Annotated in this window: 18 protein-coding genes, 1 pseudogene and 1 other annotated feature; of the genes and pseudogenes, 10 read left to right on the top strand and 9 right to left on the bottom strand. The window is 41.5% G+C overall.

The window, feature by feature from the left end:
- Positions 1–46: 46 nt before the first annotated feature.
- Positions 47–620 (bottom strand): annotated as a pseudogene (locus J6836_RS06320) (glutamine amidotransferase-related protein); the annotation flags it as partial.
- Complete coding sequence (locus tag J6836_RS06325; RefSeq protein WP_219247771.1) at positions 620–2,194, bottom strand: anthranilate synthase component 1; 1,575 nt, start codon at positions 2,192–2,194, stop codon at positions 620–622. The gene J6836_RS06325 and the pseudogene J6836_RS06320, both read right to left, overlap by 1 nt.
- A 26-nt stretch (positions 2,195–2,220) precedes the next feature.
- Positions 2,221–2,323: a sequence feature (Trp leader region), on the bottom strand.
- A 140-nt stretch (positions 2,324–2,463) separates the two neighbouring features.
- On the opposite strand from J6836_RS06325, the gene rnm reads away from it, so the two are divergent.
- The 4 genes from rnm (at position 2,464) to aphA (ending at position 6,277) form a co-directional block, all read left to right on the top strand.
- Positions 2,464–3,360, top strand: a complete 897-nt coding sequence (gene rnm, locus J6836_RS06330; RefSeq protein ID WP_219247772.1) for an RNase RNM — start codon at positions 2,464–2,466, stop codon at positions 3,358–3,360.
- A gap of 148 nt (positions 3,361–3,508) precedes the next feature.
- Complete coding sequence (locus J6836_RS06335) at positions 3,509–4,129, top strand: L-threonylcarbamoyladenylate synthase (RefSeq protein WP_219247774.1); 621 nt, start codon at positions 3,509–3,511, stop codon at positions 4,127–4,129.
- 165 nt (positions 4,130–4,294) lie between these two features.
- Positions 4,295–5,212, top strand: a complete 918-nt coding sequence (gene rluB, locus J6836_RS06340; RefSeq protein ID WP_219247776.1) for a 23S rRNA pseudouridine(2605) synthase RluB — start codon at positions 4,295–4,297, stop codon at positions 5,210–5,212.
- Positions 5,213–5,563: 351 nt separating this feature from the next.
- Positions 5,564–6,277, top strand: coding sequence for an acid phosphatase AphA (aphA, locus tag J6836_RS06345; protein ID WP_219247778.1), 714 nt, complete (start codon positions 5,564–5,566; stop codon positions 6,275–6,277).
- Between the two features lie 63 nt (positions 6,278–6,340).
- On the opposite strand, the gene J6836_RS06350 is transcribed toward aphA, so the two are convergent.
- From J6836_RS06350 to J6836_RS06360, 3 genes are all read right to left on the bottom strand, one after another.
- Positions 6,341–8,488 carry a two-partner secretion domain-containing protein gene (locus tag J6836_RS06350; protein ID WP_219247780.1) on the bottom strand — a complete coding sequence of 716 codons (2,148 nt, stop codon included), beginning with the start codon at positions 8,486–8,488 and terminating at the stop codon, positions 6,341–6,343.
- Positions 8,489–8,943: 455 nt separating this feature from the next.
- Positions 8,944–9,534, bottom strand: coding sequence for a cob(I)yrinic acid a,c-diamide adenosyltransferase (gene cobO / locus J6836_RS06355; RefSeq protein WP_219247782.1), 591 nt, complete (start codon positions 9,532–9,534; stop codon positions 8,944–8,946).
- Between the two features lie 6 nt (positions 9,535–9,540).
- Complete coding sequence (locus tag J6836_RS06360) at positions 9,541–10,305, bottom strand: YciK family oxidoreductase (protein ID WP_219247784.1); 765 nt, start codon at positions 10,303–10,305, stop codon at positions 9,541–9,543.
- Positions 10,306–10,483: 178 nt separating this feature from the next.
- Between J6836_RS06360 and sohB the strand changes: the two genes are divergently transcribed.
- Positions 10,484–11,530 carry a protease SohB gene (gene sohB, locus J6836_RS06365; protein WP_219247786.1) on the top strand — a complete coding sequence of 349 codons (1,047 nt, stop codon included), beginning with the start codon at positions 10,484–10,486 and terminating at the stop codon, positions 11,528–11,530.
- Positions 11,531–11,622: 92 nt separating this feature from the next.
- Here sohB and J6836_RS06370 read toward each other — a convergent pair whose 3' ends face one another.
- Positions 11,623–11,880, bottom strand: a complete 258-nt coding sequence (locus tag J6836_RS06370; protein ID WP_219247788.1) for a DUF2498 family protein — start codon at positions 11,878–11,880, stop codon at positions 11,623–11,625.
- 289 nt (positions 11,881–12,169) lie between these two features.
- Here J6836_RS06370 and topA point away from each other — a divergent pair, with 289 nt between their 5' ends.
- Positions 12,170–14,776 carry a type I DNA topoisomerase gene (gene topA / locus J6836_RS06375; RefSeq protein ID WP_219247790.1) on the top strand — a complete coding sequence of 869 codons (2,607 nt, stop codon included), beginning with the start codon at positions 12,170–12,172 and terminating at the stop codon, positions 14,774–14,776.
- Between the two features lie 69 nt (positions 14,777–14,845).
- On the opposite strand, the gene J6836_RS06380 is transcribed toward topA, so the two are convergent.
- Entirely contained in the window at positions 14,846–15,691 is an 846-nt protein-coding gene (locus J6836_RS06380; RefSeq protein ID WP_219247792.1) for a phosphatidylinositol-specific phospholipase C domain-containing protein, read from the bottom strand.
- 76 nt (positions 15,692–15,767) lie between these two features.
- Positions 15,768–17,120 carry an MFS transporter gene (locus J6836_RS06385; RefSeq protein ID WP_219247793.1) on the bottom strand — a complete coding sequence of 451 codons (1,353 nt, stop codon included), beginning with the start codon at positions 17,118–17,120 and terminating at the stop codon, positions 15,768–15,770.
- 517 nt (positions 17,121–17,637) lie between these two features.
- Between J6836_RS06385 and sodC the strand changes: the two genes are divergently transcribed.
- Positions 17,638–18,162 (top strand): superoxide dismutase family protein, encoded by a 525-nt coding sequence (gene sodC, locus J6836_RS06390; RefSeq protein WP_219247796.1) that lies wholly within the window; start codon positions 17,638–17,640, stop codon positions 18,160–18,162.
- Between the two features lie 209 nt (positions 18,163–18,371).
- Here the strand turns inward: sodC and J6836_RS06395 are convergent, their stop codons facing one another.
- A complete protein-coding gene (locus J6836_RS06395) occupies positions 18,372–20,405 on the bottom strand; it encodes a M13 family metallopeptidase (RefSeq protein ID WP_219247798.1) in 2,034 nt (677 codons plus the stop codon).
- Between the two features lie 310 nt (positions 20,406–20,715).
- Between J6836_RS06395 and cysB the strand changes: the two genes are divergently transcribed.
- The 3 genes from cysB (at position 20,716) to J6836_RS06410 (ending at position 25,348) form a co-directional block, all read left to right on the top strand.
- A complete protein-coding gene (gene cysB / locus J6836_RS06400; protein ID WP_206086092.1) occupies positions 20,716–21,690 on the top strand; it encodes an HTH-type transcriptional regulator CysB in 975 nt (324 codons plus the stop codon).
- A gap of 270 nt (positions 21,691–21,960) precedes the next feature.
- The gene (gene acnA, locus J6836_RS06405) at positions 21,961–24,633 is read left to right on the top strand and encodes an aconitate hydratase AcnA (protein WP_219247799.1); all 2,673 of its coding nucleotides are present in this window, start codon (positions 21,961–21,963) and stop codon (positions 24,631–24,633) included.
- Positions 24,634–24,904: 271 nt separating this feature from the next.
- Positions 24,905–25,348 carry a hypothetical protein gene (locus J6836_RS06410; protein ID WP_219247802.1) on the top strand — a complete coding sequence of 148 codons (444 nt, stop codon included), beginning with the start codon at positions 24,905–24,907 and terminating at the stop codon, positions 25,346–25,348.
- Positions 25,349–25,384 lie beyond the last annotated feature (36 nt).

Consider the following 25,384-nt stretch of genomic DNA (forward strand, 5'->3'; position numbering starts at 1 on the left):
ATATCCCGTTAGTGCGAATGAGTTGTGGTGCTTGCATTGGGTGTAGAAAGAGCCCACGCCACGGTGTTTTCTAACAACTGTTTGCCTTGCGTTGTTAAAATAGATTCAGGATGAAATTGGAATCCACACACTCTGTCTTGCTCATTTCGCACGGCCATAACCATTCCGTTGGATTGTGCACTGATTGTCAGTGTTTCAGGAATTTGGCTACCCACTAAAGAGTGGTAACGAGCCACGGAAACTGGGTTTTCGAGATCAGCAAACATCGCTTGCCCATCGTGGGTAGCAAGGGACGCTTTACCATGTAAAATCTCAGCAGCAGAAGAAACAACGCCGCCATATGCTTCAACGATGGCTTGGTGACCTAAGCAAATCCCAATCACAGGAATTTTGCCGATAACCTGTTTTAAAACGTCAGGCATTGAGCCTGCCTCGCTCGGTTTCCCTGGGCCTGGTGATAACACTAAAATGGGTGAACTCATTTGGTTTAAAACGGATAAAATATGTTTTGAGCTCACGGTATTACGGTAAATAACCACTTGGTGGCCACTTGCGCGCAATTGATCGACCAAGTTGTAAGTGAAAGAATCCACATTATCGAGCAGTAAGATATTCGCCATTAGAATAACTCCTTCACTTGATGGGCTTGGGCAATTGCGCGGATCACCGCGCGTGCTTTATTGCGGGTTTCATCGGCTTCTGCTTGAGGCGATGAATCCAGAACGACACCACCGCCTGCCTGCACGGTTGCAATGCCGTTTTCGACATACGCTGAACGGATGACGATACAGGTATCGAAATCGCCTCTACCATTGAAATAACCCACCGCACCACCATAGGAGCCACGACGCTGTTGTTCATATTGCGCAATTAATTGCATGGCTTTCACTTTTGGTGCTCCCGTTAATGTACCCATATTCATACAGGCTTGATAAGCATGGAAAACGTCTAAATCGTGGCGCAACGTCCCGACCACATGAGAAACTAAATGCATTACAAAGGAATAACGATCCACTTTGGTTAAGTCTGCTACATAGCGGCTACCAGCCTCACAAATTCGCGCGAGGTCATTACGAGCAAGGTCAACCAGCATGATGTGCTCCGCTAATTCTTTTGCATCGGTACGCATTGAAAGTTCAATTCTGCTATCTAAATCGAGGTCGATATCCCCTTGAGCATTACGGCCGCGAGGGCGAGTACCCGCGATAGGGTAAATTTCCACTTTTCGGTCGCTGGTGGCATATTTCAATGCGCTTTCTGGCGATGCACCAAACAGCGTGAAATCCTGATCTTGCATATAAAACATATAAGGACTTGGGTTTTGCGCCTTAAGTTTTTGATACGCAATCAGCGGATGCGAACATGGCATCGTGAATTTACGTGATGGCACTACTTGGAAGATATCCCCACAATAAATTGCTTCTTTTAGGGAAGTGACAATAGCGCAATATTCTTGGTCATTTTTACTCAAGGTAACTTGGAAGTTAGGCTCACTTTGCAAAGGCAGCGCAGGTAAAAATGGGCGGCAAGACGCAATAATTTCATTGTGACGATGTTTAACCGAGTTTAGCGATTGTGTGTCTTGGTTGAAAATGCAACTTTTTATACGCGCCGCTTGATTTTGATGGTCGATCACTAAATAGTGTTCTGCCACAAAGAAACAGTAATCAGGGCACTGATTGACTGCCTTAACTTCAGGAATAGATTCAAAGTTGGCCACAAGGTCATAAGCAAATAACCCGCCCACAAATACGGTTTCTGGTTTAGTGGAATAGGTTTGCGCTAAGGCTGGCAATGCACGTAACACGTCTAAGCATGATGCTGCTTTTAATCGGCTATCTTCATCTAAAGCCGCGTTAGGTTGTTCAAAGGTGACGGTCAATAAAGTGGTTTCAATGGTGTGAGCACAAATCAATGCAGAAAGTTGTTCTAACAGCAAAGGCAATAAGGCTTGGCCGTTTAATGTTAACGCTTCAATTTCGACACGTTGGCCAAAAGCGCGAATACGTAGCGCACTGTTAACAATCAATAAACTTTGTAAGTTAGCTTTATTGTTGATTTCAGCAGACTCCAGCAACATGGTTGATGGAACGGCATGACATAAGTGATTGAATAACAGCGTTGGATCTGGCTGATAGTTAATTGGGCTATCCAGATACGTAAAATGTGCTAATGTGGTGTTTTGTTTGTTCATTTTGTTGCCTTAAGCTAATTTTAGACATTAAAAAACCCGCCGTACGAAGGGCGGGTTTGGCACTGAGGCATGGTTTAACTATGCGTGTGCGGCTTCCGCCCAATTTGGGAAGTCACGCCACCAACGATTTGTTAAGTTAATTAAAGCCATAATGTGCCTCACTGGATAAACTGAATAATTTTGGCTGTAAGCCATCTTGCGTACTAGTAAACTGGATCACCTTGAAAGTGTCAAGTACTTTGTTAATTTTTAGGAAAAAATAGCTATTTATGGAAATTGGAGACGATATCACCTTGCAACCTGTGTCGACACCGTTACTCACTCGCTACGACTTACATAGCCATACGACGGCTTCCGATGGGGATTTAACGCCAGAGGAGTTAATCGAGCGGGCGATTGAAAAAGGCATCAATGTTTTAGCGATCACCGACCACGATACGTGCGACGGTTTACTGCAAGCGAGGCAATATTTACGCGATAACGAAAAGCCGATTGAGCTGGTTAATGGTGTTGAGGTTTCAACGCTATGGGAAAATATTGAAATCCATATTGTTGGTTTAAACTTTTCCCCAGAACACCCTGCAATGCTAGCGCTCCTTGCTGAGCAATCGGCTCGGCGCGAAGAGCGTGGAATTGAGATGGGACGGCGCTTACAAAAAGCGGGTATTGAAGACGCGTGGGAGAATGCACAAAACATATCGGGTGGTGGGCAAGTAACACGTGCGCATTTTGCACAATATATCGTGAAAATTGGCAAAGAAAAAACCATCAACAATGTGTTTAAACGCTATTTGTCTAAAGGCAAAACAGGTTATGTGCCTGCAACATGGTGTAGTATTGAAGCTGCCATTGAGGCTATCCATGCCGCAGGTGGCGTGGCCGTTTTAGCTCACCCGTCTAAATACCAGCTTTCAAATAAATGGTTAAAACGGGTTATTGCGCATTTCAAAGCGCATGGTGGCGATGCAATGGAGATTTCCCATTGCCAACAACCTCCTAATGAAAAGCAGTATTTAGCAGAGCTAGCAAAAAACGCCGATTTGCGAACATCTGTGGGTTCTGACTTCCATCGCCCTTGTTCTTGGATTGAATTGGGGCGAAACCTCTGGTTACCGAATGACGACCAAGCGGTTTGGGCGCTGTGGAGTGAGGTAAAAAACAGCTAATTCGTTGATGTATTGGCAGGTCGGTGTAAAATAACAAGATACAGAGAGTGATTAGTTTAAAACTAACCATTCCATTGAACAAAGAGATAGTGCCATTTTTAGGTGTTTTGCCGGGTGATGCTGTCGATACCAAATTGTTGAGGTATATATGAGCCAGTTTTTTTATGTCCATCCGGATAACCCACAAGCTCGGTTAATCAGCCAAAGTGTTGAGATCCTAAATAAAGGCGGTGTGGTGGTTTATCCTACAGATTCAGGGTATGCCATTGGCTGTCGCTTAGAAGAAAAAGAGGCATTACAGCGAATTTGCCGTATCCGCCAGTTAGATGCTAACCACAATTTTACGTTAATGTGCCGTGATCTTTCTGAGCTTTCTAACTATGCACACGTGGATAATACGGTATTTCGTTTAATTAAGAATAATACCCCAGGTAATTACACGTTTATCTTAAAAGCGACCAAAGAAGTGCCTCGCCGTTTGATGAATGAAAAACGTAAAACAATTGGTTTACGTGTTCCATCAAACCCGATTGCACGAGACTTACTGGAAGCGGTTGGCGAGCCACTGATGTCAACGAGTTTGATTATGCCAGGTGATGATTTTACCCAATCGGATCCAGAAGAAATTCGTGATTTGTTAGATAAACAAGTGGACTTAGTGATCCACGGTGGTTATATCGGCCAGAAACCAACCACAGTCATTGATTTCACTGATGACACTCCGGTTGTGGCACGTGTTGGCACTGGCGATCCATCACCATTTGAATAAAACAAGCCGTTTAGGCATCGAAAGTGCGATAACGTGATAAATGGTAGGGGTTCAGGGGAAACCTGTGTATAATGCGCGGGTTTTCAAATTCATGACTTTTTGCACTCGTTTTTGTACTGGGCAAAAAGTTATTTGACGCCTGTGAAGGCGACAGTAGAGGGTTACATGAGCGCTAAACCGCAAAATACAGAGAAATTACAAAAAATCCTTGCTCGTTCTGGGCATGGTTCACGTCGTGAAATCGAAACCTTCCTGCAAGCAGGTCGGATCAGTGTAGACGGTAAAATCGCCACTTTGGGCGACCGTGTCGAAGTCAAAGCATCAACCAAAATTCGTTTAGATGGCCGTTTATTGGCAATCAAAGAAGCTGAAAAAGAAATTTGCCGTGTGATGGCTTATTACAAACCTGAAGGTGAGTTGTGTACACGCCACGACCCTGAAGGGCGCCCAACGGTCTTTACACGTCTGCCAAAACTGACAGGGGCAAGATGGATTGCCGTTGGTCGTCTTGATGTGAATACCAGTGGATTGCTGTTATTTACAACAGACGGCGAGTTAGCTAACCGCTTAATGCACCCAAGTCGTGAAGTTGAACGTGAATACGCAGTGCGTGTTTTTGGCGAAATTAACGATGCAAAAATCCGCCAGTTAACCCAAGGTGTTCAACTCGAAGATGGCCCTGCATCTTTTAAAACCGTCTCTTATCGCGGTGGTGAAGGGATGAACCAATGGTATAACGTCACCTTAACGGAAGGACGTAACCGTGAAGTTCGCCGTTTATGGGAATCCGTAGGCGTACAAGTTAGCCGTTTGATCCGTGTGCGTTATGGTGATATCGATTTACCAAAAGGCCTACCGCGTGGTGGCTGGACTGAGTTAGGTTTAGAACAAACTAACTACCTACGTGAATTAGTTGAGCTGCCAGTTGAAACTGAAAGCAAAGTTGCTGTTGAGCGCGACCAACGTAGAATTAAAGCGAATCAAATTCGCCGTGCCGTGAAACGTCACACGCAAGTGGCTTCACGGCCTGCATCTAAACGCCAATCCTCAGGCCCGACTGCTAAGCGTCGTACACGCATCTAATTTACTGTGTAGTTATTATTAAGAAGCGATGGCATAACACCATCGCTTTTTTTATCCCTAAAAATAATAGGTTAGCTTGGGTATTTATGTGAAATTACTGATTCAGTTCACAGAAAGGCGATAGCTGTCTGCAATAGATAATTAAAATGAGATATTCGTCTCATTTTAATGTAACTAAAAAACTTACCATCAGGCCCTGTGTGAGATTCAACTCACATAATTGCTGCAAAACGTACTTATAAACTCCTGAACACTATAAGCAGCAACGTCTATTACTTACACGAATAAATGTGGTTTATCCAAATTAATAAAGAATGGTTTATACGTGGATAAACTCGATAAGGATAAAAGATGAAAAAAATAACACTGACGCTGAGTGCGGTTGCATTAGCTTTAACGTTTACGGCAACGTCTCAAGCCAAAATCCCAATGCCAGAAACCGTCAGCCCGGGCGTTACCGTTGTTGAATTAGCACAACAGCAACCTATTCATTGGGTTTCTATTGAACAAATCAAGCAAAGCCTAGAAGGCAAAGCACCAATGGCCGTAGGCTTTGATATCGACGATACAGTGTTATTTTCTAGCCCAGGCTTTTACCGTGGTAAACTTGAGTTTTCCCCAAATGATTTTAGCTATCTGAAAAACCAGCAATTTTGGGAAAAAATGAATAATGAGTGGGACAAATTCAGTATGCCAAAACAAGTGGGTATTGATTTAGTCAAAATGCACTTAGACCGCGGTGATACCGTTTATTTCATCACAGGGCGTACGAAGACAAAAACTGAAACTGCCACTAAGTATGTTCAAGAGGGCTTAGCTATCCCTGCGGATAAAATGCAACCAGTTATTTTTGCTGGCGATGAGCCTGGTCAAAATAATAAAGTAAGCTGGATGCGTGACCACAAACTGACTATCTATTATGGTGATGCAGATGCGGATATCGCAGCGGCTCATGAGTTAGGTATTCGTGGTGTTCGTATTTTACGTGCGGCAAACTCATCTTACCAACCGCTGCCAAAAGCAGGGCGTTTTGGTGAAGAAGTAGTGATTAATTCAGAATTTTAATTAAATTTTGAATATGAAAAAGGCGACTTAAGAGTCGCCTTTTTTACTGCATTAAAATAAGTATTAGTTATTCACAATTGCATCAATAACAACACGGTTACCAGTAATAGTTCCTGTTGTACCATTTGTCACGATTGGGCTTGTGACTTTAGTTGTGCCGTTAGAACTAATGGTTCCATACTGGTTATTAACTCGGTTTTTTGACTCAATGGTCATATTTTTACCAGCAGCCATTTTACCTGAATAGTTTTCGAGTGAACCCACATCAACTTTCTGGTTATTAGTACTCGTAATTTGGCCATAATTATTGTTCAACGATGCTTTTAATTTAATATCCACATCATTACGTGCAGCATCGTTGTTATTCACGTTTGCAGCAATAGAACCATAGATGCCATAAAGGGTATCACCTTTAATTTTGATGGTGCCATCATTGGTTTGTAAACCGCCGTTTTGGTCTGTTAAACCAAATTTTGCATTCACTTGTTTAAATCCAGAACTGTAACTGTTGCCTAAATGACTTGTTTGAATATCCAAATTATTTTCAGCTTGAATCAGGCCGGATTGATTTTCAATTGAATGCGCAGTTATGGCTAAATTTTTGCCTTTGATATAACCAGACAGGTTACTCATCATGTTCACTTTGATTTCAGACTTACCATTGTCAGAAATAATTGAACCTGAATTAGTCAATTGATTTGCATTGACATTTAGCAGTTTACCACTATGAATTTTAGAGAGTGAATCATTGGTTAATGCCACGGAAGCATCAAGATCCATACGGCCATTAATGGCATTCAGTTCAGAATTAGATTGAGTTAAATATATAGTGTTGATTTCAGCACGACGCTTGGCGACAACCTTACTGTTTGCCATATTTTCAATCGAGTTTTGAACATTTAAAGTGGCATCTCTGCCTGCGGTGATATTGGAATTTTCATTTACAATACGCACTGCATCAATATTAACATCTTGCCCAGCGATAAACCCTTTATTTGGGTCATTTTGACTAGTTAAATAATCACGGTTATAAATAACATTGGTTGCGTGAACTTTAATATTTCCTTTCGTCGCTCTCACAGCACCATTATCATTAATGAAAGAATCAGATAATGTAGTCACATTTTGCTGTGCTTCAATGGTGCCGTTGTTATTCGATAATGTACCTAATGTGCTGATATTAACATCATTATTGAGGGAACTAATGCGGCCACGGTCGTTATTAACGGAACCGGTGCCAGCAGCCTTAATATTGACGTTTTTTGTGCCAGCTATCGTGCCACTGTTTGTCAGGCCAGCTGCATTGACATTGAGGGTATTTGCAGAGTTAATATTACCGTTAATATTATTAACAGTACCCGCAGTATCCAGAGTAATAGCACCATTCTGGGAGATAATATCACCGGAGTTTGAAACGCCGACGCCTGTTTCGGTCGCAACTAACGAAATTTTATTTGCGTACATCCCGCCTAAAGCAGAAACGTCAATACCAACGCTTGGTTTGCTTCCTAATGCGGTTGTTGTTCCTACGACTTCACCCGCTGCATTGACTCGGTTATTTCCTGCAACAACATTTAAATGTTGGGCTGAGACTGCACCGTTGATAGCGACTGAACGCGCAATTAGGTCAGTAGGTGAACTTGAATTGAAATTGCCATTAATGGAAATTTTCCCTTGTTGCACATTGTAGTCATTGACTAAGCCATTACCATCTATGGAAACTTTCCCTGTGGTTAATGTACTGCGGTTGGTATTGATAAATCCACAATTATTACAGGTAATACCTGACGCATTCGCGACAATGACTTGTGCTTTACCGCCAGCGACTTCAATCATACCGTTTAAGGTTGTTGCCGTATTTGAATTGACCTCATTTAGGATCACTTTAGCGCGTTTACCCGCAACGTTCCCATTACCGCCAATTTTCCCGCCGAGGGTGGTATTCGACATACCTGCACTATTATTTAAAATAACGCCTTTTTGGTCGACATCAAATTGGCTATAAATATTGTGAGAAACGCCGCTATCAGAAGGTCGATTAATATAAACAACAGTAGGGCCATTTCCTTGGACCATAACACCGGCACCATTTGTTGGTGTAATTGCGGCTTGAGCAATTGTCGTTGAGCCGATAATCATTGATACACACAGAAATAAAGGTTTGAACTTCAATGTAGGTACATTGAAATTATTTATTGAATCATTTTTCATATATATCCCTTAAATTAAAATAGACAGTATCTAAGATAACTATTAATCCATAATTGCAATTTAATTATGCAGAAATATAAATTTAAATAAATTTAATAATATTAACATGAGCTGGATTTTTATTGACTGTTGAATAATAACCAAATGTGAATAAAGCTAGGATAAATGCGCAGGTTTATCATTAAACTTAATTAAATCAATTGGGTTGTCAGTGATGGGTATTTTGATTTACGGTGTATTTACTCAAGGAATAACACGTAGCAATTTATATTAAAGAGAATGAAATTTGGCTAAAACATTAGGTAAATTGATGAGGTAATTAATTTTTTAAAGTGACAAATATAATTTAACACGGAAATTGGAATAAATGCGAACTATTAGATTTACCATGCATAAAAAGAAAACTTAGCAATCGCTTTATTTAAGCTTATTATTGCTAAGTTAATTTTAATCGTTTACCAGTCAATGCCTTTTTGCGCTTTAATTCCAATATCAAACGCATGTTTGACAGGGCGCATTTCAGTGACCGTATCCGCTAAATCAATTAAATCACGGTGGCATCCTCTACCAGTAATAATAACCGATTGATTGGCAGGGCGACTCTGTAAAGCTTGCATAACCTCGTTTAAGCCAAGGTAATGATAGCTAAGCATATAGGTTAGCTCATCTAAGACAACCAAATCATATTGAGGATCACTTAACAACCGCTTGGCATGATGCCAAGTTTCAAGACAGGCAAGGGTGTCGGTTTCTTTATTTTGAGTTTCCCACGTAAAACCAGTGGACATCACAAAAAAAGGTGCGCCAAGTGGTTCTAAGAGTTCGCGTTCACCGTTATCCCAGCCCCCTTTAATGAATTGCACAACAGCCGCTTTTTTACCATGGCCGATGGCTCGGCAGACGGTACCAAATGCCGCAGTAGTTTTACCTTTACCATTGCCTGTAAAGATAATGATAATCCCACGCTCAATTTGAGCCGCTTCAATACGTGCATCCACTTTTTCTTTTAAGCGTTGTTGGCGTTCTTCATGTCGGCTTTGTGACATAGTCGATTACTCCGCTGCACCCGGTTTACGACCCGGTTGTGCATCATAGCTGCTTCCTGTTTTTCGGATACTATCATCGCCCATTAAGTAGACGTAAATTGGCATAATATCCGCTGGAGTTTTGAGTTTTTGTGGGTCTTCTTCAGGAAATGCACTTGCACGCATACTGGTTCGAGTGCCACCCGGATTAATGCAGTTTACGCGTAAATGGCTATTTTTATACTCATCAGCAAGCACTTGCATTAGGCCTTCTGTCGCGAATTTAGAGACGGCGTAGGCTCCCCAACCAGTACGCCCTTGTTTTCCGACGCTTGAGCTGGTGAAAACTAATGATGCATTTGGCGCTTTCAATAACAAAGGGAGTAGGGATTGGGTGAGCATAAAAGTCGCATTCACGTTAATTTGCATGACATCATGCCAAAGTTGGGTCGGTTGTTCTGCAATGGGGGCGATAACGCCAAGGATCCCCGCATTGTGCAAAACACCATCTAGATAAGGGGCGTTTTTAGATATTTGAGTAGCTAATGATTGGCAATTTTCTTCAGTTGCTGTTAATAAATCCAAAACATAGCATGGGGATTCTTTACCAGAAATTGCGGTGATTTCTTGGCTAACGGCATCTAATTTACGTTGTGTTCTTCCAACAAGGATCAACGCTGCACCAAACCGGGCATAGGTCAGGGCGGCTTCACGACCAATGCCATCGCCTGCGCCGGTGATGAGTATCGTTTTGCCTTTCAATAGGTCTTGTCTAGGCTGATATTGAAGCATATTCTTTCCTATATTTGTGAAGTAAATGTAACAGTATCATCGCACTGATTCGAGTTTTTGGCTAATCTAACATAGATATCTACGTAGTTTATGGCGACAAATACGTTTTTTTCTGGTTGTTTAGCCATAATCGTGAGATTATTTTTGCGTTGAAGATAAATATCAGAAGGATCATGTTGTGGAGTATTTCTCTTTGTATGGATTATTTTTAGCAAAAGTTGTCACTATTGTGGTGGCGATTGTTTTGCTGGCTGTTTTTGTCTTTGGTGTAGGTATGCGTCGCCAAGGCGCTAAAGGTTCGTTAAAACTCACTGATTTAGGTGAAAATTATCGTGAACGTCAACGCCAAATGCAACAAGTGAAAATGAATGAATCTGAGCACAAAGCTTGGCTCAAGGCATTCAAAAAACAGCAGAAAGCAAAATCAAAAAGCGAGAAAACTGGGGCAAAACTTGGGCAAACCTCCGTTAAAAAGCCTTGTTTATATGTCTTAGACTTTAAAGGCAGTATGGATGCACGTGAAGTTGCGTCTTTAAGAGAAGAAATCAGTGCAGTTCTTGCAGTTGCTGACGCGCAAGATGAAGTTTTACTTCGTTTGGAAAGCCCTGGTGGTATGGTTCATGGTTATGGGCTTGCTGCATCACAATTGCGCCGATTAAAAGAAAAGAATATTCCTCTCACGGTTGCTGTGGATAAAGTGGCGGCAAGTGGCGGTTATATGATGGCTTGTATTGCAGATAAAATTATCGCAGCGCCATTTTCGATTATTGGCTCTATTGGTGTTGTGGCGCAAATTCCCAATATTCATCGACTATTAAAGAAACACGATGTGGATGTTGAACTTCATACTGCCGGTGAATATAAAAGAACACTGACCTTGTTAGGTGAAAATACCGAGCAAGGTCGTAAAAAGTTTGTGGAAGATTTAAATTCAACACATGACCTTTTCAAGCAGTTTGTTCATCAAAATCGGCCTTCGTTAGATATTGACAAGGTTGCAACGGGTGAATACTGGTACGGTTCACAGGCGCTGGAAAAAGGGCTGGTAGATAGCATTGGCGTAAGTGATGATATTATTATTGATGCCATTGACGCGAAAGAGATTGTCGGTGTTCGTTATGTTATGAGTAAAAAAATGATGGACAAAGTCATGGGTAGTGCAGCAAACAGTGTGGATAACCTTTTATTACGCTGGTGGCAGCGTGGTCAAAAACCGATGTTATAAATGAATAGTCGCCTCGCAAATATTCTGTTTTAATTCTACTATTAATTACCGGCACTAATGCCGGTAATTTTTTATCAATTATTGAATGTTAATTAGTCATTTTCACGTAATTGGTATTGTTCAGAAAGAACATGCGTAAGATGTTTGTACATATTAAAAGCAGCGGTACTTTTTAATGTTGGGATACCATTTTCATCGAGAAAAAATTCCCCTTTAAAAACCAGTGTACCACGATGCTGTTCTACAGTGTCTACAAACATCCCGTGAATATACTCGTCATGTTTCTTTATGATATCGTTAGCTTTTTCAAGTAACTCTGTTTTTGTAATGTACTGAAGATTGTCTTGCATAATAGGGCTCCCTTGAAAAAATAATTGGTTGCTTCTAGCATTTTATCAGGTAGAGTGTGTGGTTTTCAATTATGGCTTAATGCCTTTATATGGTTAAAATCAGTCAGCTAGAAGACTTTCATGGCTTGTAGAATAACGTGACTGAGATTATAAGTTTTGTTTCAACACAAATAATTGATTGAAAATATATTGATATATTGTGATTGTGTCGCAATATAAAAAACAGATTCTCATTTTGCGCATTTTTATGTAAAAGTGCGTCATTGTTGATATTTAGGTAAAGGTAAATATGGGTAAAGCTCTTGTTATCGTGGAGTCCCCGGCAAAAGCCAAGACAATTAACAAGTATCTTGGCAGTGGCTACGTTGTAAAAAGCAGCGTCGGCCATATTCGTGATCTGCCGAAAAGCGGCTCTGGTTCACAAACCGGCTCACAAAAGAGTACAGGCTCATCTACCGAGAAAACAAAGAAAGTTAAAAAAGATCCACGTGATGCACTCGTGAATCGCATGGGTATAGACCCTTATCATGGTTGGAAGGCGAATTATCAAATTCTACCGGGTAAGGAAAAGGTGGTTTCTGAGCTGAAATCTCTGGCGGCGGATGCCGATCATATCTACCTCGCAACGGACTTGGACCGCGAGGGAGAAGCTATCGCATGGCATTTGCGAGAAGTGATTGGCGGTGATGATTCGCGTTTTAGTCGTGTTGTTTTTAACGAAATCACGAAAAATGCCATCACTCAAGCATTTGATACCCCTGGTGAGCTAAATATTGATCGGGTTAACGCCCAGCAAGCTCGTCGCTTTATGGACCGCGTCGTGGGGTACATGGTATCCCCATTATTGTGGAAAAAAGTGGCGCGAGGTTTGTCTGCCGGACGTGTTCAATCTGTTGCTGTAAAACTGATTGTCGAGCGCGAACGAGAAATCAAAGCATTTGTTCCGGAAGAATATTGGGAATTGCATGCAGATTTAGCAGACAAAGACATTGCGAATTTACGCATGGAAGTCACGTCACAAGCAGGTAAATCGTTTAAGCCTGTTAATAAGGCGCAAACGACTGCGGCGGTAAAATTACTTGAAAAAGCGCGCTTTGAGGTCATTGACCGCGAAGACCGACCAACATCAAGTAAACCAAGTGCACCTTATATCACCTCGACATTGCAACAAGCGGCAAGTACACGTTTAGGCTTTGGGGTGAAGAAAACCATGATGATGGCTCAGCGTCTGTATGAGGCGGGTTACATCACGTATATGCGTACTGACTCAACGAACTTGAGCCAAGATGCGTTAGACATGGTTCGTGGCTATATTAATGACAACTTTGGCGCTAAATATCTGCCGAAAGATGCCAATGTGTATAGCAGCAAAGATAATTCTCAAGAGGCGCATGAGGCCATCCGTCCTTCTAGTGTAGATGTACTACCTGATTCACTAAAAGATATGGAAAATGACGCAAAACGGCTGTACCAATTAATTTGGAACCAGTTTGTTGCGTGTCAAATGACGCCTGCGAAATATGACTCGACGACTTTAACAGTGAAAGCGGGAGACTTTGAACTGAAAGCCAAAGGGCGTACGTTACGTTTCGATGGTTGGACGAAAGTGATGCCTGCACTGCGCAAAAACGATGAAGATAAAACCTTGCCACCTATTCAAGTGGGCACGGAGCTATCATTAATCGAATTATTGCCAAGTCAGCACTTTACTAAGCCGCCAGCGCGTTTTAGTGAAGCATCATTGGTTAAAGAACTTGAAAAACGTGGAATTGGTCGTCCTTCAACTTATGCAGCAATTATTTCCACTATCCAAGATAGAGGCTATGTTAAAGTTGAAAATCGCCGTTTCTATGCAGAAAAAATGGGTGAAATCGTTACAGATCGTTTGGAAGAAAACTTCAACGATTTAATGAACTACGATTTTACTGCACGAATGGAAAACCAACTCGACCATGTTGCAAACCATGATGCCGAGTGGAAAGCGGTTCTTGATGAATTCTTCTCTGATTTTAGTACCCAACTTGATGTTGCGGAAAAAGATCCAGAAGAAGGTGGAATGCGTACCAATCCAATGGTTATTACATCAATAACCTGTCCTGATTGTGAGCGTCATATGGGTATCCGTACGGCATCCACAGGGGTATTCTTGGGTTGTAGCGGCTATGCATTACCACCGAAAGAACGCTGTAAGAAAACCATCAACCTGATCCCTGAAGATGAAGTGCTCAACGTACTTGAAGGGGATGATGCGGAAACTAACGCGCTAAGAGCGAAACGTCGTTGTCCGAAATGTGGCACAGCGATGGATAGCTATTTGATTGATAATCAACGTAAATTACATGTGTGTGGTAATAACCCTGCGTGTGAAGGTTATGAAATCGAAGAAGGCGAATTCCGTATTAAAGGCTACGATGGCCCTGTCATTGAATGTGACAAATGTGGCTCTGAAATGCACCTGAAAATGGGGCGTTTTGGTAAATACATGGGTTGCACCAATGAAGAGTGTAAAAACACACGTAAGATCTTAAGAAGTGGTGAAGTTGCACCACCGAAAGAGGATCCTGTTCCACTACCTGAATTACCGTGTGAAAAATCTGACGCTTACTTTGTATTGCGTGATGGTGCGGCTGGGGTGTTCCTTGCAGCCAATACTTTCCCGAAATCCAGAGAAACACGCGCGCCATTAGTGGCTGAGTTGCAACGCTTTAAGGATAGACTACCTGAAAAGCTTGCTTATTTAGCAGAAGCGCCAGCGGAAGATGGTGAAGGAAACCCGACCGTCGTTCGTTTTAGCCGTAAAACCAAGCAACAATATGTTTCTTCGGAAAAAGACGGTAAAGCAACAGGTTGGAGTGCTTTTTACGTTGACGGTAAGTGGGAAGTTAAAGAAAAGTAATTTGTTAAGGTGACTTTTCAGGTTAAAAATAGAAATGCCAATCTGTTATTGATTGGCATTTTTTTTGCACTAAACAGATTGTAATTGATTTACTTTAATCGTTTTTTTCGCTAAATCTTCATCAATAAAATCAAAAATTAAGATGCCTTTTTGCGTAGACTTATCTAACGTCGCTAATTCATTGCGAATAATAGGGTTAATGATATCTGCATACGCCATTGGGCTGCCTAGATGACCATTTGTCGCGCTAATATGATTGAGTATGAGTTGTTGTTCATTGATATTATCGCCACCATGAATTAATGACATGATATCATTAATTTTTTCCTGAACCTCAGGGCCATTCCAATTATCTTGTAATGAAATCAAGGGATTCTGATGCCAATTATGTGCCCAACGAGTGCCATCCTCTAATGTTGAAACGCCCAGTTCAGGAGGCGCACATTCAATCGCTAAAATTTTACCTCTTAGCTGTTTTACGCATGGCCATTTAAAGGTGTTTTCATCGATTTGTTCAGGTAGTAAAAGATGTTTTAGGTAAGGTTCAATAAATGGGACCAGAGCTTGTTTATAGGCCTCAAAATCATCTTTTTTCTCATTGGCATTTTGAATGCGTAAAATGATAAATTCAGTAGGGTGTGTATCAAGGAAAGAAATAAAACACTGGAAAAGGTCTTCAGCCATGATGTCACTATGCCATTCACGGTGCGCAATGTTCAAATTGCGAGTTAACCTTAAATCAAAAAAACGAACGCCGCAGTTAAGCTGCTCTGCTAGTGATAATGTCTGGGTTTGGTAATAGGGCTGATCACAAGTTGATGTGATGGCATCGTGAGTCCCTGGGATTAATAAATCCGTCACGGACAATTCATCTGCGACATATTTGAGCCAATCAATATAATTATTATTTTGCATAGTGCTTACCTAGTCCGTTTTCTAAATAGACAATGAGCCGTTATTGTAACGGCTCATATCGTTATAATATAATGTTTTATTGCGATTTTTTCATTTTAATAACGGTCCAAGACAGTAACGCGGCGATTAATGTTAAGACAGATAACCCAATAAAAACATTACCAATAATATTTGTTGGCGTGAGAATTTCTTTGACGACTTGCCCTTGTTCATTTAATTGTGGGCTAAAAATGATTTTACCCAAAATTAATGGTGCCAGTAGCGCAGGGAGGTAACCAATCGTAATAGCCAAAGACATTGCTGCGGATGCATGCTTTTTATCAATCCCAAATTCACCGATTGGGGCATAGTAGACGCCTCGGATCATAAAGCAGCATGCAGAGGCACATAACATCAAGACCATTATGGTGTTACGAACCACTGGGCTAATGATATTATCAGGCGCTTGGCCCGCCATAAACTCCGTGATAGAAGCGGGGTTCATGTAGAATAAAGTACCGATAGCCGCGAGTAAAATCACCAGAATAAATGACATAAAACGCATAAAATGGGCGGTGGATTTAAACGCTAAAGTGACCAGCAATGTGGATAATAACGGTAACATTCGCAGCGCAATCACTACGGATACAAATACCGCAGCGACGGTTGCGGAGGCACCATAACCTGCTTGTAAGAAACGGGCAAAGTAAGTACCCGCCGCCACAAAGGTACCGTAAATACAAAAAACGTTAAGGCCTGTTACCCAAACTATCGGCAACTTAATGACTTTTAATACACCAAGCAGGGCTTCTTTTACAGAGTTTACGGTATCCGCATCTTCACTGACTCGGGCGTCTTTCGGTACAGCTAAGAAAATGAGTATCGCAGTTGCGAGTACAATAATTGATGATGTGATCATCATGGTGCGGCTACTGGCTTCGTAGTAAACCATTGCTGCCCATAATAAACTCATCAAAAATGCCAATAAACCTCGCCCAAATTCAAACATACCGAATGCGACACCTTGGTGCTCTTTGGTGGTTGATAAGCTGACGGCTTTAAAGTTGGCGGGTTTAAATAACACTTCGCTGAGTAATAACATAGAGAAAAAGCATAACAGTAGAGTCGGCATACTTAAGCCTGGTGAGTTTAAGGCGATAAAAAGAGAAATACAGCCAACCCCGAGTGTAGTGATTAACATAATCACACGCACTTTAAACCTGTCACCGACCCAACCGAGAGCCAGAGTACCTAACAAAATAACTAATCCTTGCATTGAATAGAGTTGGCCTGCTTGTGCGTCAGTGATCCCCATTGCGACAGGAAAGCCGAGTGGTAAGGAGTTCCGCAAATCCCAAAAGGCATACAATAATTGGGCGTTGGCGGTAATAAAAATAAGTTGAATGATGGTGTGTGCTGAAAAACCAAACTTTTTGGCAAGAGTATTCATAATCTATTTTCCACTTATTATAAAAATTTAAGAAAACATAGTGTTATTTTTGCTAGCTCGTTTTATTCGTAAGGTACAGCTCTTCTTTTTTAATTAAGTTGCTTTAACGTTGCGGGGCTTTATGAAATTTTTATTTCTTATTTATTTCATGTGAAATGAATAGTCTGAAATGTAGGCGAAATAAAAATAATATACTGTGATCGTTTTCACAGCATGTTAACATTTTTTATCAACAGCTTATTTTACGTAAACATACTGAAATGAAATTTTTACTGCGAAGGGGTAACGGTATAGTCATTCTTATTAAAGTGATTTAGGAAGGGCAAATTAACAAAGCTGATTGTGATATAACTATCATTTATTAACTAAAGCTAAATGTAACACCAATGTGATAACAAATTTATGTTAGTTTAAGTACAGTTATTAATACTGATGAATTAACAGTAATAATTCTTGCCTTACATACCATAAGGTAAGTCGAAGGAATGATTGATAAATGTTATCTACTGGAGGCAATATGAAGTTAAAAATGTGTTTGCTCGCTGCTTTACTGACAGCGGGCACGGCCTATGCGGCACAATCCACAGTGGTATTAAAAGAAGCAACACCGACCGGTGAAGGTAAAACTATTGGTGAGGTAGTTATCTCTGAAACTGAGTATGGATTACTGTTCACACCAAAACTTTCAGGTTTACAATCCGGTATTCATGGTTTCCATGTTCACGAAAATCCAAGCTGCGAGCCAGGGGAAAAAGACGGTAAACCCGTTCCTGCACTAAAAGCGGGAGGGCATTTAGACCCAGCAAAAACGGGTGTTCACAAAGGGCCATATGATAATTCAGGGCACTTGGGGGATTTACCTGGTTTGGTAGCAGATAGCAAAGGTAATGCCGATTATGCGGTTTTAGCACCACGTTTAAAAACACTGAAAGATGTGCAAGACCGTGCGCTAATGGTGCATGTGGGTGGCGATAATTATTCAGATAATCCAGAAGCGTTAGGTGGTGGTGGGGCTAGGATGGCCTGTGGCGTCATCAAATAACTTTGCTCGTCATATTTTACGCTGTGGCGTTGTTGGCTGCGCTTGCTAACCCTAATCACATACTGGTGTATGCTCCTAGGGCTTAGCTTCACTTGCCGCCTAGCCACAACGCAAACTATTTAAAGCAAGGCCTAAACTGTCAAGGGGAAGTCCTTAACTGACTACACGGTTTAAAAGCTCGGAAAATATACCGAGCTTTTTTTCACCCATCACCAAATACGAATACGTTTTTCAGGTTCCAAATAGAGGGCGTTGTCTTTATCGACACCAAAGGTTTGGTACCAATCATCGATATTACGCACGACACCATTGGCACGGAATTGGTTTGGACTGTGTGGGTCAGTCATAATTTTATTGCGTTCAGACTCTTTATTCGACAGCTCTTGCCATGTACGTGCCCATGCGATGAAAAAACGCTGTAAGCCGGTTGTGCCGTCAATAATTGGTGGTTCACCATTAGGGTAATTCTCTTTGGCAAACTGCTTATAAGCACTCAACGCGATATTTAGCCCGCCTAAGTCCCCAATGTTTTCACCTAGGGTTAATTGTCCATTAACCTTTAAGCCATCAACGTCAAATGCATTGTATTGTTCGACCAACTTTTCGGTTTTTTCTTTGAAATGTTTTTTGGCGCTTTCACTCCACCAATTGCGTAGCTGGCCTGTGCCGTCGTATAAACTGCCTTGGTCATCAAAGCCATGACCCATTTCATGACCAATAACGGCGCCGATAGCCCCATAGTTATAAGCAGGATCAACATTTGGGTCAAAGAATGGTGCTTGTAAAATTGCCGCCGGGAAGACAATTTCATTTTGCACTGGGTTGAAATAGGCATTCACCGTTTGCGGTGTCATTCCCCATTCCCACTTGCGCACAGGTTGCCCAATTTTGCTCAACATATCATTGTAAGACCATGCAACGACTTGCTTATAGTTATCCAATAGTGAATCAGGTTTTAAATTAACACTGCTGAAATCATTCCATTTATCGGGATAGCCTACTTTTACGGTGAATTGTTCCAGTTTTTTCAGGGCTTCTTGGCGGGTATTTTCATCCATCCAGTCGTTATCTTTCAAACGAGAATTAAATGTTCCTCGAACATAACTGACTAAATCTTTTATTTTTTCTTTTGATTGTGGGTCGAAATATCTTTCAACATAGATCTGCCCTAATGGTTCACCTTGTAATGAATTTACTGTTTGTAAAGCGCGTTCTTGACGAGTACGTTGTTTCTCTACCCCGTTGAGTTTTTTCGAATAAAAATCAAAGTTGGCATCAGAAACAGCTTTATTTAAATAGCGAGCATGGTCGCTAATATATTGGAATGTTAAATAATCTTTTAATGTAGAAACGGGCGTTTTCGCGAAAATTTTAGCGGTTTGTTCAACAGCGCTGTCTGTTTCTACTACCACTTTTTCAAGTTGTTTGTCAGTCAGGTTGTAGCGGTTGATAAAGTCATTCCAATCAAAGCCTTGGGTATAGTTTTTCATTTCAGGCAGTGACATAGCATGGTAGTTTTTGATAGTGTCACGGCGTGCTTCAGGGCTCCAATGCACCGTTGCGACCGCTTTTTCTAACTCGAAGATTTTTTGTGCTTTTTGTTCAACGTCTTTTTCGCCCGCAAGTTTCAACATAGTCGCTATATAGGCAATATAACTTTTTCGTATATCTTGCATCTGCGGGGTATCATCGAGGTAATAAGTCCGATTTGGCAACCCTAAACCCCCTTGGCCAATATACAGAACATACGTTTCAGGGGCTTTTGCATCTAAATCGACCCAATAAGAAATCAATGAGTTGAAATCTGGGTTCGTCATTAGCTGGCTGATATCCTGATGATTTTTTGCTTTTGCAATCTCAGCTAAATCTTGTTTGATAGGGGAAAGGCCTGCTTTTTCAATGGCGTCTTCGTTCAGGAAACTTTGGTATAAATTACGGATATTACGTTGATTATGATCCAACTCGTTTTCAGGTTTTTTTTGCAGTTCATCAATAATTGCTTGAGTTTGTTTTTCGGTATTTAAGTACAAATCAACAAAAGAGTTAATGCGAGGCATGCCCGTTGGGATTTTTGCTTTGCTTATCCAATCTTCATTCACATAACGGTAGAAATCATTTCCAGGGTTAATGGTATCGGATAAAACAATTTTTTGTTGCCCGTAAGCCACTTCTTTAGCCAGTAATTGAGGGGCAAAGGAAACCGTCGACATACCAATTAGTAGTGCTAAAACATTTATACGCATGTAAAAACCTCTCTTCGTTGAGAATATATAACTCCACTTTATTTAGTTTATCTCGAAGTGGAAATCCTTCAAATTACGTTTTATTCATTGAAACATATCACGAATTAAAGATAACCCGTCTTTGCAATATCTTACGTCATTGTATTGTGAATAGCTGACCTTAGATGAAATTTTGTCATCATACTGTTTATTCTCGTTAGAATAATGTTATATTGGTTATATCGAATCTGTTAAATATAATTTTTAGTTATAACTAATATTTTTTAGCTATAGCGAATATATCGTGATCCAGTAAGGGGTAGGCAGAAATATGAAATTGCAGCAATTACGTTATATTGTTGAAGTTGTTAACCATGACTTAAATGTCTCCTCTACGGCGGAGGGGCTTTTTACTTCGCAACCGGGTATCAGTAAACAAGTGCGGATGTTAGAAGATGAGCTTGGCATCCAAATTTTTGCTCGCAGTGGTAAGCACCTAACACATGTAACGCCTGCAGGTGAAGAGGTGGTACGTATTTCAAGAGAAGTACTGTCGAAAATTGAAGCGATACGCTCAGTGGCCGGTGAACATACCTACCCAGATCGTGGTACGTTGAATATCGCAACGACCCATACGCAAGCTCGTTATGCGTTACCTCCTGTTATTAAAGGTTTTATTGAACGCTACCCTCATGTGTCTTTGCATATGCAGCAAGGTACGCCAACCCAAATTGCGGAAGAGGTATGCAAGGGTAACAGTGATTTTGCAATCGCCACTGAAGCCCTTCATCTATATAGCGACTTGATTATGCTGCCTTGCTACCACTGGAACCGCTGTGTGGTCGTGCAAAAGGATCATCCACTGGCGACGAAAAAGAACGTGACGATTGAAGACATCGCGGAATACCAAATTGTGACGTATACCCATGGGTTTACAGGTCGTTCTGAACTGGATGTCGCTTTCCAAAAAATAGGCTTAGAGCCGAAAATTATTTTTACAGCGACAGACGCAGATGTTATTAAGACGTATGTCAGACTGGGGCTAGGTATTGGTATTATCGCCAGTATGGCGGTCGATGCGGTAAATGACTCTGACCTTGTTGTTATTGATATGCGTGATAAGTTCAGCTATAGCACCACCAAAATTGGCTTTAAACGCACCAGTTTCTTGCGTAGCTATATGTATGACTTCTTATGGCGCTTTGCCCCACATTTGACTCGAGATGTGGTGGATAAGGCGATTGCCATTCGTAACAATGATGAAATTGAAGCATTCTTTAAAGATATTCAGTTACCGATTATTTGATTATTGTCCAGCCATTTTGGGTAGCCACATTATTAACAGTGGCTACCATTAATAACTTAATTATTTGCAATATTGACTATTTTACTCTCACTTCCGCTTATCCTTTCCATTCTTATCTTAAATTTCCTATGATTAATAGGTTTAAACTGCAAATTTGGCACAAAATCTATAAATCAAATTTATAAAGCAACTATGCTTACAATTGGTTAACAAAAAATAATGGCGGTAAATAAATATTATTGCCATAGCCATAAAAACCAAGGAGGAGTTATGTCGTTGAGTCTAAAAACAACAAGTGCCTCAACACTTGTTGTCGGAAACAAGCAGTATAATTACTTCAGTTTGGCGCTTGCCGCGAAAAAAATCGGCGACGGTTCAAAGCTGCCAAAATCCCTCAAAGTATTACTCGAAAACCTGTTACGCCATGTCGATGGCACATCTGTTGTTGAACAAGACCTACAAGCCATTATTGATTGGCAAAAAAATGCCCATGCAGATAGGGAGATTGCCTATCGTCCCGCTCGTGTGCTGATGCAAGATTTTACGGGTGTTCCTGCGGTTGTTGACCTTGCAGCAATGCGTGAAGCGGTGAAATCACTAGGGGGAAATGTTAATCAAGTCAATCCATTATCGCCAGTTGATTTGGTGATTGACCACTCGGTGATGGTGGATGAATTTGCCACGCAAACCGCGTTTGGTGAAAACGTGGAAATTGAAATGGAGCGTAACCACGAACGCTATTTATTCCTGCGTTGGGGGCAAAAAGCCTTTAACCGTTTCCAAGTTGTGCCACCGGGTACGGGGATTTGTCATCAGGTTAACTTAGAGTACCTCGGTAAAGCGGTTTGGCATGAGGAAATTGACGGTAAGTTATATGCTTACCCTGATACCCTTGTCGGCACCGACTCCCATACTACCATGATCAACGGGCTCGGCGTGTTGGGTTGGGGAGTGGGGGGAATTGAAGCAGAAGCGGCGATGTTAGGTCAGCCTGTTTCTATGTTAATCCCCGATGTGGTTGGCTTTAAGTTAACGGGTAAATTATCGGAAGGTATTACGGCGACTGACCTTGTTTTAACCGTCACTCAAATGCTACGTAAACACGGTGTAGTCGGTAAATTTGTCGAATTCTACGGTGATGGTTTGGCGGATTTACCTTTAGCTGACCGCGCTACTATTGCGAATATGTCGCCAGAATATGGTGCAACCTGTGGTTTCTTCCCCATCGATGAAATTACCTTGTCTTACATGCGACTAACAGGGCGCAGTGACGATGAAGTGGCGCTGGTGGAAGCATATAGTAAAGAGCAGGGTTTATGGCGCCATGCAGGTGATGAACCTATTTTTACCAGCACCCTTGAATTGGATATGTCGACCGTTGAATCCAGCCTTGCTGGCCCGAAACGTCCACAAGATAGAGTGGAGCTGAGCCAAGTGCCTAAAGCATTCCGTGGTGCAGTTGAGCTTGAAGTGAATAAACAAGACAAAAACGCACATCCTGAAGTGAAATATCAAAATAAAACCTTTGAGCTCACCGATGGCGCAGTCGTGATTGCTGCAATTACATCTTGTACCAATACCTCAAACCCAAGTGTCTTGATGGCGGCGGGGCTGTTAGCGAAAAAAGCCGTTGAAAAAGGGCTGTCTCGTCAACCATGGGTTAAATCATCCCTTGCACCGGGTTCCAAAGTGGTAACGGACTATCTTGCGGTAGCGGGTTTAACCCCTTATTTAGATAAACTCGGCTTTAACCTTGTCGGGTATGGCTGTACCACCTGTATCGGTAACTCAGGCCCATTACCTGAACCAATCGAAGCGGCGATTAAACAAACTGATTTAACCGTGGGTGCTGTGCTTTCGGGGAACCGAAACTTTGAAGGGCGAATTCATCCTCTGGTGAAAACCAACTGGCTGGCGTCACCACCGCTCGTTGTAGCATATGCTCTAGCGGGTAATATGAATATTAATTTGAAAAATGAACCACTTGGCGTAGATAAACAAGGTAATGATGTTTATCTGAAAGACATTTGGCCGACCAGTGCTGAAATTGCTCAAGCAGTGCAGCAAGTTAAAACGGATATGTTCCGCAAAGAATACAATGCCGTATTTGAAGGTGATGATGCGTGGCGCGCCCTCGAAGTTGAAAGCTCGTCAACCTATCATTGGCAGGTGGACTCAACGTATATTCGTCACCCACCATTCTTTGAGGGCATGAAAGCCCAGCCTGCGCCAGTAAAAGATATTCACGGCGCCAATATTTTGGCCATTCTGGGTGATTCGGTGACTACTGACCATATTTCACCTGCGGGGAATATTAAGAAAGACAGTCCAGCGGGGCGTTACCTTCAAGAACATGGTGTTGCGGTTGCGGATTTTAACTCTTATGGTTCTCGCCGAGGTAACCATGAAGTGATGATGCGCGGTACGTTTGCCAATATTCGTATTCGTAATGAAATGGTGCCAGGCGTTGAAGGCGGTTATACCTTGCATATTCCGACAGGCCAGCAAATGGCAATTTACGATGCAGCGATGTTGTACCAGCAAGAAAAACGCACATTAGCCATCATTGCAGGTAAGGAATATGGTTCAGGTTCAAGTCGTGACTGGGCGGCAAAAGGAACCAATCTATTAGGCGTTCGTGTGGTGATTGCGGAATCCTATGAACGTATTCACCGATCCAACTTAATTGGTATGGGGGTTGTGCCTCTGGAGTTTAAAGAGGGTATGTCGCGCAAAACCCTTGGCTTAAAAGGTGACGAGCGCATTGACGTAGTCGGTCTACAATCGCTTACTCCTGGTCAAGACTTAAAAGTGAAAATCACGTTTGGTAATGGTGAAGTTAAAGAGATTACTACGCGCTGCCGTATCGATACAGGTACTGAAATGGAGTATTACCGCCATGGCGGCATTTTGCATTATGTCATTCGGCAAATGCTTCACTAACTTACGCTAATAAAAAACGTCTGTTTGGTTAATACCTACAGGCGTTTTTTTATTCCTATCTTATTTCTTAATCTTGTTTTTTCTCAATATTTTCGATGTGGATCTACGTTATGGTGTTAGGTAGATGGTTAAATGTGAGGGAGAAAACCATTCTTTATCCAACTAGTGCTGGATGAAGTTCGCCATAAATCAGTTTCTTTGTTTGAATTAATATCCATGTAATGGATTCGGACCCGCTAAATTTATCGAAAACAACGTAAAGGAAATATATATGGCAGATATCAATGAAACCGATTTCTATAAAGGGGCATTGTGGGCAGCAGATATCTTATTAACAACTTCTCATTTTGATGGCTCGAATGAAGAAGTTCGCGATATTTTAGAACATATTCCTAATTTGTATTCTATTGTGATGAGAACACCTGAAACGGAAGTTCATGACTTACGTCTCTATGCGGACAAAGAATTCCCACTTGGTTTAAATGCGGATTACACGGCAATTACTATTGCGCCATTAAAAGAGTATTTTGATATTGTGCCAATGCCGGATCAAAACCCAGATAGCATTACTTTTGAGGTGGAATTTTGGGGCGTTGTTGCCAAAACAACTGCGGGTAAAGATGACTTATTGATTGCGGGCTTACCTTCGGCAGAAGTCGCTCAGCATTATGCAAAAGCATTAACCCATCAGCTTGATATTCAGCGTGGAAAATAACCAATTGGTTTATTTTTAGTCTTCATTGGGTTGTTT

Source organism: Providencia sp. R33 (genome assembly GCF_019343475.1).
Lineage (GTDB): Bacteria > Pseudomonadota > Gammaproteobacteria > Enterobacterales > Enterobacteriaceae > Providencia.

Excerpts from the sequence above, each read along its gene's own strand:
- J6836_RS06325 (WP_219247771.1), bottom strand. The coding sequence starts at position 2,194 with ATGAACAAACAAAACACCACATTAGCACATTTTACGTATCTGGATAGC.
- rnm (WP_219247772.1), top strand. The coding sequence starts at position 2,464 with ATGGAAATTGGAGACGATATCACCTTGCAACCTGTGTCGACACCGTTA.
- J6836_RS06335 (WP_219247774.1), top strand. The coding sequence starts at position 3,509 with ATGAGCCAGTTTTTTTATGTCCATCCGGATAACCCACAAGCTCGGTTA.
- rluB (WP_219247776.1), top strand. The coding sequence starts at position 4,295 with ATGAGCGCTAAACCGCAAAATACAGAGAAATTACAAAAAATCCTTGCT.
- aphA (WP_219247778.1), top strand. The coding sequence starts at position 5,564 with ATGAAAAAAATAACACTGACGCTGAGTGCGGTTGCATTAGCTTTAACG.
- J6836_RS06350 (WP_219247780.1), bottom strand. The coding sequence starts at position 8,488 with ATGAAAAATGATTCAATAAATAATTTCAATGTACCTACATTGAAGTTC.
- cobO (WP_219247782.1), bottom strand. The coding sequence starts at position 9,534 with ATGTCACAAAGCCGACATGAAGAACGCCAACAACGCTTAAAAGAAAAA.
- J6836_RS06360 (WP_219247784.1), bottom strand. The coding sequence starts at position 10,305 with ATGCTTCAATATCAGCCTAGACAAGACCTATTGAAAGGCAAAACGATA.
- J6836_RS06370 (WP_219247788.1), bottom strand. The coding sequence starts at position 11,880 with ATGCAAGACAATCTTCAGTACATTACAAAAACAGAGTTACTTGAAAAA.
- topA (WP_219247790.1), top strand. The coding sequence starts at position 12,170 with ATGGGTAAAGCTCTTGTTATCGTGGAGTCCCCGGCAAAAGCCAAGACA.
- J6836_RS06380 (WP_219247792.1), bottom strand. The coding sequence starts at position 15,691 with ATGCAAAATAATAATTATATTGATTGGCTCAAATATGTCGCAGATGAA.
- J6836_RS06385 (WP_219247793.1), bottom strand. The coding sequence starts at position 17,120 with ATGAATACTCTTGCCAAAAAGTTTGGTTTTTCAGCACACACCATCATT.
- sodC (WP_219247796.1), top strand. The coding sequence starts at position 17,638 with ATGAAGTTAAAAATGTGTTTGCTCGCTGCTTTACTGACAGCGGGCACG.
- J6836_RS06395 (WP_219247798.1), bottom strand. The coding sequence starts at position 20,405 with ATGCGTATAAATGTTTTAGCACTACTAATTGGTATGTCGACGGTTTCC.
- cysB (WP_206086092.1), top strand. The coding sequence starts at position 20,716 with ATGAAATTGCAGCAATTACGTTATATTGTTGAAGTTGTTAACCATGAC.
- acnA (WP_219247799.1), top strand. The coding sequence starts at position 21,961 with ATGTCGTTGAGTCTAAAAACAACAAGTGCCTCAACACTTGTTGTCGGA.
- J6836_RS06410 (WP_219247802.1), top strand. The coding sequence starts at position 24,905 with ATGGCAGATATCAATGAAACCGATTTCTATAAAGGGGCATTGTGGGCA.